Genomic DNA, 11,526 nt, shown 5'->3' with positions numbered 1-11,526 from the left:
CACCCCCCCCCACAGCCGACCACCCGCCGCCTCGACCGCGATGCCTGCGCGACCTTGCTCACGCGCGCAGACCCCCCCACGCCCGCCACCCACGCCACCCTCCCGGCCCCCCCAAACCCCGCCGTAAACGCCCCCGCGAAAACCCCGCCCACCCCCGTCCAGCCGCCGTAATGCCAGGCCATGCCCCCCGCCGTCCCGGCGACGCTCGATCCTGCGTAATAACTGAACAGATACAACGAAGACGCCTGCCCCTTGGCCCTCAACGCTCGGCGACCGATCCAGCTGCTGGCCACCGAATGCGCGCCGAAGAAGCCGAAGGTGAAAATCAGCATCCCCAGCAGAATCACCGGCACCGGGTTGAACAGGGTCACCAGCAGACCTGCGAACATCAGCACGATGCTCATCCAGAACACCTTGCGCCGCCCATGCTTGTCAGCCAGGGAACCAACCTGTGCCGAGCTGTAGATGCCAGCCAGGTACACCACCGAGAGCAATCCCACCAAGGCCTGGCTCAGGCTGTATGGCTCGGCCAGCAGGCGATAGCCGATGTAGTTGAACAGGGTGACGAAGCTGCCCATCAACAGAAACGCTTCGAGGAACAGCCACGGCAGGCCGGCGTCCTTGAAGTGCATGGTGAAGCCTTCGATCAAGCCGCGCGGGTTCATTCTGCGTGGGCGGAAGTTGCGCGATTCGGGCAGGATTTTAACGAACACCGCTGCTGCGACCAGGGCCAGGCCGCCGACCACCAGCAGGGCGGTGTGCCAGCTGACGAAGTCGATCAGCACCCCGGTGATCAGGCGTCCGCTCATGCCACCGATGGCGTTGCCGCCAATGTACAAGCCCATAGCCAGGCCGATGTGCTGAGGGTGAATTTCTTCGCTGAGGTAGGTCATGGCCACCGCCGCCAGTCCGCTGAGGCTGAGCCCGGTGAGGGCGCGCAGCAGCAGGACACCGTCCCAGCTCGGCATCAACGCGCTGCCGATGGTACACGCCGCAGCGCAGAACAGCGCCGCGACCATGACAGGCTTGCGCCCGATGCTGTCGGAGATCGGCCCGGTGATCAACAAGCCGATGGCCAGCATCCCGGTCGCCACCGACAGTACCAGGCTGCTCTGGGCGGCATTGATGCCGAACTCCTGTGACAGGATCGGCATCATGGGTTGTACGCAGTAGAGCAGGGCAAAGGTGGCGAAGCCGCCGCTGAACAAGGCCAGGACCGTTCGCAGGAACTGCGGGGTGCCTTTTTCGATGTACTGTTCGTTGAAGGAATTGGCGTTTTGATGAGGGGTATCAACAGCTTGCGCAGGAGGCGCGACAGCAGTCTTCACGGTGACCTCGGAGTTGGGGCGGCAGGGGTTGGAAAACTATATAGCTGGCTAATGATTTCTGCCAACACCTCGCGCGCTGGTTGCAGCAGATTGTAGGAAAAATCCGAGAATGAACATCCCGGCGCGCTAGCAACTGTAATATTCTGGTCACTACACTCAAGGCTTTGCCTGTCATGGAGGCGTATCGATGCGGCGCGTGGTGTTCAATCAGAAAGGCGGGGTAGGCAAATCCAGCATTGCCTGCAACCTGGCGGCCGTGAGTGCCAACGAGGGCTTTCGTACGTTATTGATCGACCTCGATGCCCAGGCCAACTCCACCCAATATCTTACCGGGTTGACCGGTAACGATATTCCGATGGGCATCGCGGATTTCTTCAAACAGATCCTGTCGTCCGGACCAGCCAGCAAGAAAGGCAAGGTGGACATTCACGAGACGCCTTACGATAACCTGCATGTCATCACGGCTTCTGCAGAGCTGGCAGACCTGCAGCCCAAGCTGGAAGCCAAGCACAAGATCAACAAGCTGCGCAAACTGCTCGACGAGCTCAGCGAAGAGTACGATCGGATCTATATCGACACACCACCGGCGCTGAATTTCTATGCGGTATCAGCCTTGATCGCGGCGGACCGTGTGTTGATTCCCTTCGATTGCGACAGCTTTTCCCGGCATGCGCTCTATGGTTTGCTCGATGAAATCGCCGAGTTGAAGGAAGACCATAACGAGGGCCTTGAAGTCGAAGGTATCGTGGTCAACCAGTTCCAGCCTCGCGCCAGCCTGCCTCAGCAGATGCTCGACGAACTCATCGCGGAGGGATTGCCCGTGCTGCCGGTGTATCTCAACAGCTCGGTGAAGATGCGCGAGTCCCATGAACTGAACATCCCGCTGATCCATCTGGACCCGCGGCACAAGCTGACCCAGCAATTCGTTGAGCTGCACAACCTGCTCGAACAAGCCTGAACCCGCACCGCAAGCCGCGTCCGGCCCCGACGCGGTCTTCCAGGTACACCGCATGCACCGCCGACGCGGCTCGCGCCGCTGCTACAGAAACACCGCGATCCCCTGTAGCAGCGGCGCAAGCCGCGTCCGGCCTCAACGCGGCCCCCCAGATACCCCGCGTGCACCGCCGACGCGGCTCGCGCCGCGGCAACAGAAACACTGCGATCCCCTGTAGCAGCGGCGCAAGCCGCGTCCGGCCTCACCGCGGTCCTCCAGTTGCATCGCATGCACCGCCGACGCGGCTCGCGCCCCTGCTTCACAAACACCGCGATCCCGGTAGCAGCGGCGCACGCCGCCCCCAGCCTCCACCCGGGCGTCCAGGTGCACCGCATGCACCGCCGACGCGGCTCGCGCCGCTCCTACAGGAACACCCCGACCCCCCGTAGCAGCGGCGCAAGCCGCGTCAGGGCCGCTATGCAATTCTTCAGGTTCCTACCGATCAACAATCCCGTGGGCGCGTAGCCAGCCCACTAACTGTGGCAGCGGCATTGCACCGCTCTGCCGCGCGACTTCCCGACCATTCTTGAACAGGATCAAGCTCGGTATCGAGCGGATCCCAAGTTGCGTGGACAGCTGCGGGTTGGCCTGGCTGTCCAGCTTGGCGAGTCGGCAGCGGCCCTGCAGTTGTGCCGCCGCCTGTTCGAATACCGGTGCGAAGGACTTGCACGGCCCGCACCAGTCGGCCCAGACGTCCACCAGCAACGGCAAATCGCCTTTGATCTGGCTGGCATAGTCGCCTTGAGTCAGCTCGAAGGGTGTATCGAGCAACACCGCCGCCTTGCACCGCCCGCACTTGGGCTGGTCTTTGAGGCGCGAAGCAGGAATGCGGTTGAGCCCGTTGCAATGCGGGCAGGGGATTACCAGTGAGTCGCTCATGCCGCGCTCCGGTTGTATGAATGCACCACAGGTATGTGGAGGCGGCATAGTTGGATATCAACCGGCGCTGTACGTGCCGATTGCCCGCCGACTGTATCTGTAGCGTTTGACCGCTGCCCAGTAGAGTCAAACCCAAATTGCAATCAGGAACAGGCCATGGCGCTGCTCGGCATTCTGGGTGGGATGAGCTGGGAATCATCCGCCTCCTACTATCGACTGATAAACGAAGGCTACAGAGACGCAAAGGGCGGACTTCACTCGGCTCCTTTGCTGCTGCACTCAGTCGACTTCGCCAGCATTGCCGCCCTGCAGAAGGCCGGGGACTGGCAGGCTGCGGGTGTCCAGCTGTCCGACGCGGCGCGCGGATTGGAGCGAGCGGGGGCGGGCGCGATAGTGCTGGCTACCAACACCATGCACAAGGTTGCCGATGCCATCGAGCAAGCGGTCGAGATCCCCTTACTGCACATCGGCGATGCAGTAGGTGATGCCCTGCAAGCCGGCGGTTTCCAGCGAGTGGCCTTGCTCGGCACACGCTTCACCATGCAACAGGAATTTTATCGTCTGCGGCTGGCCGAGCGCTATGGTATCGAGGTGGTACTGCCTGAAGAGACGCAAATGGCAGAGATCGACCGGATCATTTTTTCCGAGTTGTGCCAAGGACAGTTCACCTCGGTATCGCAGGCGTACTACCTGGCCTGCCTTGAAAGTCTTCACAGCCAAGGCGCGCAGGCAGCCATTCTGGGCTGCACCGAGATCGGCCTTCTTCTGCAGGGCGTCGAGGCGCCGTTGCCGCTGATCGATAGCACTCAGGTCCATGTGCAGAGCGGCCTACGCTGGTTATTGAGCCGCAGTGGCGAGTCTGACTGGGCAAAAACGTGATTACAGCTTCACCGCCTTGAGCTCATGCTCAAGGCTGCGCTGCACGAACTGATTGATGCTGACGCCCAGCGCAGCCGCCGCTTCAGTGACCTGGGCATGCAGCGTTTCAGGCAGCCGGAGCTGAAATTTCCCCGAGTAGCATTTGACTGGCTCGATCCCTTCCTCTGCGCACACTTGCAGAAATACTCGCAACGACTCGGCGCCTTCGGTCTTCAATGCGCTGACGCTGTCGGCGTGAAAGTCCGCACCGCCATTCAGATTGATGAACTCCCCGCGAAAAGTCCCGACTTCCGGGTCGTACTGGATGACGGCCCGATGGCCGTCGATGATCATGATGTTGTTCATGGTTCGATTCCGTTGACTGCCAGCCAATTGCGGATGCTTGCCACTGCGGCCTTATCGGTTTCCGGGGACGGATGAGGGCGATGGAACACCCGCACGGTCCCGAAAAGAACTACCGCCACTCGTGAGCCTTCCCGCTCTTGCACCTTGCCTCCCAATTCGATGAACAATCGCTCGATGCGTGACCAGCGGATTGTTCCTGACACAGGGCGAGCGTAGATCGCCTCAAGCACGTCAATGTGTTTGAGCTTTGAAGGGTTCATCGTAACGCTCCGTACTCTAAAATGGTACCAGAAATAGGTACCGTTCCAGATAGAGATTTAGGGGCACACGATGATGTGCTGGTTGCAACGAAACGGCAGTCGGACAGGCTTGAAAGCGATGTAGGCGGTGTCCGATGCATGCCGTTGATAATAGAGAGTCAGCCACCCCTCACGACGAACAACTGATCTCCAGATGCTTGCCCCACTCCGGTGGGCGTTCCGCGTAGCGCTCCATGCCCGGTTGCGCTTCGAACGGGTTCGAGAGCACTTGGTGCAGTCGCCGCACCTCGGAATAGTCGCCGTCTTCGGCGGCATCGATGGCTTTCTGCGCCAGGTAATTGCGCAGGATGTACAAAGGATTGACCTGATTCATGCGCTCGGTACGACCGTCGACCACATCACGATCCATGCGCGCCTGATAATCGGCCGCCCAGGCATCGAAGCCCTGGATATCGACGAAGTCATCGCGCAGCACGGCCAGCGCGCCGACTTCGCCCAGGCGCCGGAAGAACAGGTTGTAATCCACGCCGCTGTTCTGCATCAGCCCCAGCAGACGTTCGAGCAGCACCTTGTCGCCGTCTTCGGCCAGGGTGAAGCCCAGTCGCCGCCGCATGATGTCCAGATAGGCAGCCTCGTACAGTGGCAGGAACAACCCCAATGCTTCCTGCAGCGCCGGCACTTCGATCAAGGGTGTCAACGACTGAGCCAGGGCGCTCAGGTTCCAGTGTGCCACCGGCACTTGGTTGCTGAAGCTGTAGCGGCCTTCGTGGTCGGAGTGGTTGCAGATGAAGTTCGCGTCGAAGTCATCCAGAAAGGCGAACGGTCCGAAGTCGAAGGTAATGCCCAGAATCGACATGTTGTCGGTGTTCATCACCCCGTGACAGAAGCCGTAGGCCTGCCATTGCGCGATCAGCTCGGCGTTGCGCTCGACGATCTCGCGGAACATGTCCAGGTAGGGCTCAGGCTGGGTCGCGCAGCCGGGAAAATGCGCCGCCAGCACATGGTCGACCAACTGTTTCTGCAATTCGGGCTGGCGGGTGTAGTAGAAGTATTCGAAATGACCGAAACGCACGTGGCTCGGCGCAAGGCGCAGGAGCATGGCGGCGCGTTCCTGCTTTTCACGCCATACCGGCGTGTCCGACGCGATCACGCACAGGGCGCGGCTGCTGGGAATGCTCAGGGCGTGCAAGGCTTCGGACGCCAGGAATTCGCGGATCGAGGAGCGCAGCACCGCGCGGCCATCGCCTCGGCGCGAGTAGGGCGTGGGTCCGGCGCCCTTGAGGGGCAGGTCCCAGTGTTCGCCAGCGTCGTTGTATACCTCGCCGAGCAGTACGCCGCGGCCGTCGCCCAACTGAGGGGTGTAGCCGCCGAACTGATGACCCGAATAGATCATCGCCCGCGGCTCGGTTTCGCTCCACAGTTTGTGGCCGCTGAACAGCTCGGCGAACAGCGGCGTCTGGGCACACGCAGGGTCCAGGTCCAGCAGGCTCATGGCTGCATCGCTGGCCACCACCAGCCGTGGGTTGTCGATGGGCTCCGGCAGAACGTGAGTGGAAAAGACGTCGCCCAAGCGGGCGAAGCGGTTGTCGAAAATCAGTTCGTCGAGGCCTTTCATGTGCGTTCTCCGTGGGCGTAGTGCGCTCAGTCAAGTTTCGAGGGGGGCGGCTGGGGTGCGTCGACGACCCGAGGCGTGCTCGGCGGCTCCGCCTGTGCAGGCGTGGCGGCCGGCTGCAGGGTGCCGGTGCTCTCGCCTGGCTCGGCGGGCACCAGCTTGTACTCTTTGCCGGTGGTGTTCTTCAGGTAGATCTCCATCTGCCGGAACGAAATATTGATGTTCTGGCGTTTGAATTCCTTGTTGATGAACCGATTGATCTCGTCCAGCACCGGGTTGCGGTCGCCCAGGTCACGCACGTGCATGCGCAGCTCGTGGTCCAGGGTGCTCTCGCCGAAGTTGAGGAAATACACCAGGGGCTCCGGTTCCTTGAGCACCCGTGGATTGTCCCGTGCCGCCTTGAGCAGCAGGGTCCGCACCAGGTCCAGGTCCGAGCCGTAGTCCACGCCCAGCTTCAAGGTCACCCGGGTGATGGTGTCGGTCAGCGACCAGTTGATCAGTTGTCCGGTGATGAAGGTCTTGTTGGGGACGATGATGTCCTTGCGGTCGAAATCGGTGATCGTGGTCGCGCGGATACGGATCTTGCTCACCGTGCCCGACAGGTTGCCGATGGTGATGGTGTCACCGATGCGCACCGGGCGCTCGAAGAGAATCATGATGCCGGAGATGAAGTTGGCGAAAATCTCCTGCATGCCGAAACCGATACCCAGCGACAAGGCCGCGACCAGCCATTGCAGCTTGTCCCAGCTCACCCCCAGGGTCGACAGCGTGGACACGAAACCGACACCGGCAATCACGTAGGACAGCAGGGTAGTGGTGGCGTAGGCGCTGCCTTGGGCCAGGTTCAGCTTGGACAGTACCAACACTTCCAGCAGCCCCGGCAGGTTGCCGGCCAGCACGATGGTGATGCCGATGATCATGGCCGCACCGATGAAGTCGCTCAGGCTGATCGGCACCATGCTCATGGCGGCGCCGGTGCCGCTGGTGTATTCGTACAGGGTGATGTTGTCCAGGTAGGCGAAGACGCTGATCAGGTCGCTCCAGACCCAATACAGCGCGCCGATGAAACCGGCCAGCAAGGCCAGGCGCACCAGGCGCAGGGATTGCTGGTTGACCTGTTCGATGTCCAGGGTCGGCTCTTCGGCCACCGGTTCGCCTTCGCCGCTGTCCTTGGCCAGCTGTCGCTTGGCCAGCGCCCGTTGGTAGGCCAGTCGCCGGGCGGCGACGCTCAGCCCTCGCACGAACGCGGCTTCGATGACCAGCCAGATCATCAGCAGGTACAGGGTGTCGATCAGCCGGTCGGTGAGCTTGAGCGCGGTGTAGTAGTAGCCGAAGCAGACCGCCACGAACAGCGCGATCGGCAACGCGGTGAACAGCAGGCCGATGGCGCGGCGAAACAGTGAAGCGCTCTTGTGCGTCGGGCTGCTGATCAGCAACCGTCCCAGCAACCAGGCCATCAATGCATAACAGGTGAGCACCACGGCGATGCCGAGCACGTCATCGGCCAGCGCCGAGGGTTGCAGTTCGGCCACCGCCACCACCGAAACCAGTGCCAGCACGACGAAGCCCAGGCGGCGCACCCAGCCTTGCAGAAAGGCCACCTGCGCCCGCTCCCAGCGGAAATGCAGCTCGGCCACGCCGCCGGGGGCGAGGATTCGGTACGCCGTATAGAACACCAGCCACGCCTGGGCGATCTGCAACATGGCCGCGCCCAATCCGGCATTCTGCCCGCGGGCATCGATCAACAGGGCATAGCCGCACAGGGCCAGGCCCAGGGCCATAGGCATGGCCAGCAGAATGTTGATCAGGATAGCGGCAGGCGTATGCCACTGGCGGTCGCGCTTGAAGTGGCCTATGTCCTGATGCACCGCATTGAGTTTCTGGTAGAGAAACGCGCGCTTCCATTGCAGCAGGCCGATCACCAACAGCAGCGGCAGGAACAGCAAGGGTCGCTGCACTAGGCCGTCGGTCAGTTCGCTCACGCTGGACGCCCAGGGCAGGGTGGTGACCTGGTTTTCCAGGCGCCGCGGCACCGCCTTGAACCACTCGTCATCCAGCGGCTTGTTGCTGGGGATCCAGAACATCTGCTCGTCCAGCGTGGCACGCAGGCTTTGGGCGGTGCTGAGCAACTGTTTCTGGTTGAGCTGCAGGGTGATCGATTCGTTGAGCAGCGCGCTCAGTTCTCGGTTCAGCCGTTCGAGCAGATCGCTGCGGGTGACCGCCAGCTCCAGCAAGCTTTTGCGCAACTGCGGCGTGTTCTGGTCCTGCGCCTGATTGGCCAGCAAGTTATCCACATACGCTGCCGGATTGCTGATGGCTTCTCGCTGTTGGTTGACCTCGAACTGGTACAAACGGATGTCAGCGATTTCGTCGGCCAGGTCGCGGTCGACCTTCAGGTGGGGCAAGGCCTGCTTCTGCTTGTAGAGAATCTTGGACAGCAGCAGGCTACCCTTGAGCACGCTGATCTGCTCATCCAGGGCCTGGTCGCTCTGGGTCACGCTGTCGAGCTGCTGGCGGGTCTTGAGGTTCTGCTGGGTCAGTTCGTTGAGGCGGTCGGTGCTGCGCAGCAGATAGTCGGACAGTTTGACGTTGGTCGCACTTTCAGTGGCCAGCACGCTGCTGCCGCCGGCTTTCTGTGCTTCCAGCGATTGCTTGGTGACCGTTTCCTGAGACTGCGCCAGACGCTTCTGATTGATCAGCGTCTGCAGGTCCTGGATTTCCTGATCCAGCCGAGTGGTTTTCTCCAGCACCAGGTCGTGACGAGCGTTGCCCAGGTCCTGCAGGGTGCTGTTACCGGCCAGTTCCTGGCGGCGCAGGTTGATCAAGGCGCCGATGGAGGCCTGTTCGGCCACCAGTTGGTTGCGGGTATCGGGCGTCAGCGCCTTGCCGTCGTTCTTGCCCAGCTTGAGGATGCCGTTGATCTGCTGGATACGGTTCTGGCTGGCACTGATCTCGGTCTGCGCGCGTTCCGGGCGGGTCTGCGCGGTGATGATCAGGCTGTTGGCGTCGGACAGCGCCTTCTGCAGCTCACCTTGTTCGGTGGTGCGCTCGCTGAAGATCTGCTCCAGCTGCGGCACACTCAAGGTCGCATAGCGCTGAGTCACCGGGAGGACCGGCGTGCTTTTGAGGCGGCTCAGTTCGCGCTGCGCCTCAAGGGTCTGCTTGGGGGCATCGGCCAGTTGCTGCTTGAGATCAGCCAGCTTGCGCTCGTTGTCTTCCTGGTTGCCGATCAGGCCCAGGGTCTGCTCGAACACTTGCTGCAGAGCCTTCTGGTCGGCTTCTGGCAGCTTGCGTTCGGCGATCTTGTCGAGGTTCTGTTGCACCGTTTCACGGTTCAGCGGGTCGGCAGCCTGAACGCTGGCGACAGCCATGCACAGCCCCAGCAGGGCTGCGGAAAGAAAATTGCGCATAGGTTAAAAGTCGTACAGCTCGAAGAGAGATGGGCAGTTTAGAGGAAGAGCCCAGGCCCTGGACGACTTCCTTCGGGGAATTTGACGCCCACTTTCATGATCCGGTTCCCGTCCATGACCGCGACCGTCCACAGCGTGCCGTTCCACTCCACGTGGTCGCCGACGATCGGCGCGCCGCCGACCCGCTGCATGATGAAGCGGCTGAGCGGCATCTGCGGATCCAGACCGTCGAGCTTGAGGCCGTAGAGCGCCGAGACGGCGCCCAGTTCGGCGTCGCCTTCGAGCACGAAGTCGCCGAAGAAACGCAGGTCCAGACCGCGTTGTGGTGCGCGGCTGAACAGTTTGCCCAGAGCGGGCAGGTTGTGCTCATGGCCGATCACGCACAGCAAGTCGTCCACTTCCAGGACCGTACTGCCCGACGGGTGGAGCAGTTGCTGGCCGCGAAACAACGCGGCGATGCGCGTGCCTTCTGGCATCTTCAACTCGCGCAGGGCGGCGCCGATGCACCATTTTTCCGCGCCCAGGCGATAGACGAACAACTCCCACTCGCTGGTGATGTGCACTTCGAGGGCCGAGCGGGAGATCGGCGCCGGGTCCGGCGGCACGGTGACCTTGAGCAGCTTGGCCACCCACGGCAGGCTGGTGCCTTGCACCAGCAGCGACACCAGCACGATGAAGAAGGCCAGATTGAAGAACAGTTGCGCATCCGGCAGCCCGGCCATCAATGGGAACACCGCCAGAATGATCGGCACCGCGCCGCGCAGGCCCACCCAGGAAATGAACGCCTTTTCGCGGCCGTGGAAGGCCTTGAACGGCAGCAGGCCGACCATCACCGACAGCGGCCGTGCGATCAGGATCATCCACAGCGCCAAGGCGAGGGCGGGCAGGGCGATGGGCAGCAGGTCGTGGGGCGTGACCAGCAGGCCCAGCACCAGGAACATGCCGATCTGCGCCAGCCAGGCCATGCCGTCGAGCATGTGCAGAATGCCGTGGCGGCTACGGATCGGTTTGTTGCCCATGACCAGGCCGCACAGGTACACGGCGAGGAAGCCGCTGCCGTGCAGGGCGTTGGTCAAGGCGAACACCAGCAAGCCGCCGGCCACTACCAGGATCGGGTACAGGCCGGTGGCCAGGTTGATGCGGTTGACCAGTTGCAGCATGACCCAGCCGCCGCCCAGACCAATCACGCCGCCGATGCCGAACTCGCGCAGCAGGTGGCCGAGCAGGCCCCAATGCAGACCGGTCTGGCCGCTGGCGATCATGTCGATCAGGGTCACGGTGAGAAACACCGCCATCGGGTCGTTACTGCCCGATTCGATTTCGAGCGTTGCGGTCACCCGCTCGTTCAGGCCCTTGCCACCCAGCAGCGAGAATACCGCCGCGGCGTCGGTGGAGCCGACAATGGCGCCGATCAACAGCCCCTGGATCATGCTCAGGTCGAACAGCCAGGCCGCGACCGCGCCGGTCAGCGCAGTGGTGATCAGCACCCCGACCGTGGCCAGCGACAGCGCCGGCCACAACGCCACGCGAAAACTCGAAACCCGCGTGCGCAAGCCGCCGTCGAGCAAAATCACTGCCAGCGCCAGGTTGCCGACCAGGTAGGCCGTCGGGTAGTTGTTGAAGATAATGCCGCCACCATCCACACCGGCGGCCATGCCGACGGCGAGGATGATCACCAGAATGGGAATGCCCAGCCGAGAGGACAGCGAGCTGACCAGAATACTTGCACCCACCAGCAACGCGCCGATCAAGAACAGGCTGTTGATGAAGGTGGCGTCCAAGGGCAGTACTCCGTAAGCAGTGGCAGAACCGGCAACAT

Annotated in this window: 9 protein-coding genes; 2 read left to right on the top strand and 7 right to left on the bottom strand. The window is 62.2% G+C overall.

The window, feature by feature from the left end; all coding sequences use genetic code 11:
* Positions 1-1,328 (bottom strand): MFS transporter (locus AC788_RS15420; protein WP_082223688.1); only part of this gene is annotated, 1,328 nt, incomplete at its 3' end.
* Between the two features lie 187 nt (positions 1,329-1,515).
* Between AC788_RS15420 and AC788_RS15415 the strand changes: the two genes are divergently transcribed.
* Complete coding sequence (locus AC788_RS15415; protein ID WP_049861465.1) at positions 1,516-2,286, top strand: ParA family protein; 771 nt, start codon at positions 1,516-1,518, stop codon at positions 2,284-2,286.
* Between the two features lie 471 nt (positions 2,287-2,757).
* Here the strand turns inward: AC788_RS15415 and trxC are convergent, their stop codons facing one another.
* Positions 2,758-3,201 (bottom strand): thioredoxin TrxC, encoded by a 444-nt coding sequence (trxC, locus tag AC788_RS15410; protein WP_049861464.1) that lies wholly within the window; start codon positions 3,199-3,201, stop codon positions 2,758-2,760.
* A gap of 156 nt (positions 3,202-3,357) precedes the next feature.
* Between trxC and AC788_RS15405 the strand changes: the two genes are divergently transcribed.
* The gene (locus tag AC788_RS15405; protein WP_049861463.1) at positions 3,358-4,080 is read left to right on the top strand and encodes an aspartate/glutamate racemase family protein; all 723 of its coding nucleotides are present in this window, start codon (positions 3,358-3,360) and stop codon (positions 4,078-4,080) included.
* Here the strand turns inward: AC788_RS15405 and AC788_RS15400 are convergent, their stop codons facing one another.
* The 5 genes from AC788_RS15400 to AC788_RS15380 form a co-directional block, all read right to left on the bottom strand.
* On the bottom strand, positions 4,081-4,425 hold the full coding sequence (locus AC788_RS15400; protein ID WP_049861462.1) for a type II toxin-antitoxin system HicB family antitoxin: 345 nt from the start codon (positions 4,423-4,425) through the stop codon (positions 4,081-4,083). It lies immediately after the preceding gene.
* Positions 4,422-4,685: a type II toxin-antitoxin system HicA family toxin gene (locus AC788_RS15395; protein WP_049861461.1), complete on the bottom strand. Its 264-nt coding sequence runs from the start codon at positions 4,683-4,685 to the stop codon at positions 4,422-4,424. The genes AC788_RS15400 and AC788_RS15395 overlap by 4 nt, the downstream gene beginning before the upstream one ends.
* 169 nt (positions 4,686-4,854) lie before the next feature.
* A complete protein-coding gene (gene selO / locus AC788_RS15390; RefSeq protein ID WP_049861460.1) occupies positions 4,855-6,300 on the bottom strand; it encodes a protein adenylyltransferase SelO in 1,446 nt (481 codons plus the stop codon).
* Positions 6,301-6,326: 26 nt separating this feature from the next.
* Entirely contained in the window at positions 6,327-9,707 is a 3,381-nt protein-coding gene (gene mscK, locus AC788_RS15385) for a mechanosensitive channel MscK (RefSeq protein WP_049861459.1), read from the bottom strand.
* A gap of 38 nt (positions 9,708-9,745) precedes the next feature.
* Positions 9,746-11,488 carry a potassium/proton antiporter gene (locus AC788_RS15380; RefSeq protein WP_049861458.1) on the bottom strand — a complete coding sequence of 581 codons (1,743 nt, stop codon included), beginning with the start codon at positions 11,486-11,488 and terminating at the stop codon, positions 9,746-9,748.
* Between the last annotated feature and the right edge of the window lie 38 nt (positions 11,489-11,526).

Source organism: Pseudomonas sp. RIT-PI-a (assembly GCF_001187875.1).
Classification (GTDB): domain Bacteria; phylum Pseudomonadota; class Gammaproteobacteria; order Pseudomonadales; family Pseudomonadaceae; genus Aquipseudomonas; species Aquipseudomonas coleopterorum.
The sequence above is the reverse complement of the archived record's forward strand: the minus strand, read 5'-3'. Positions and strand labels throughout refer to the sequence as shown.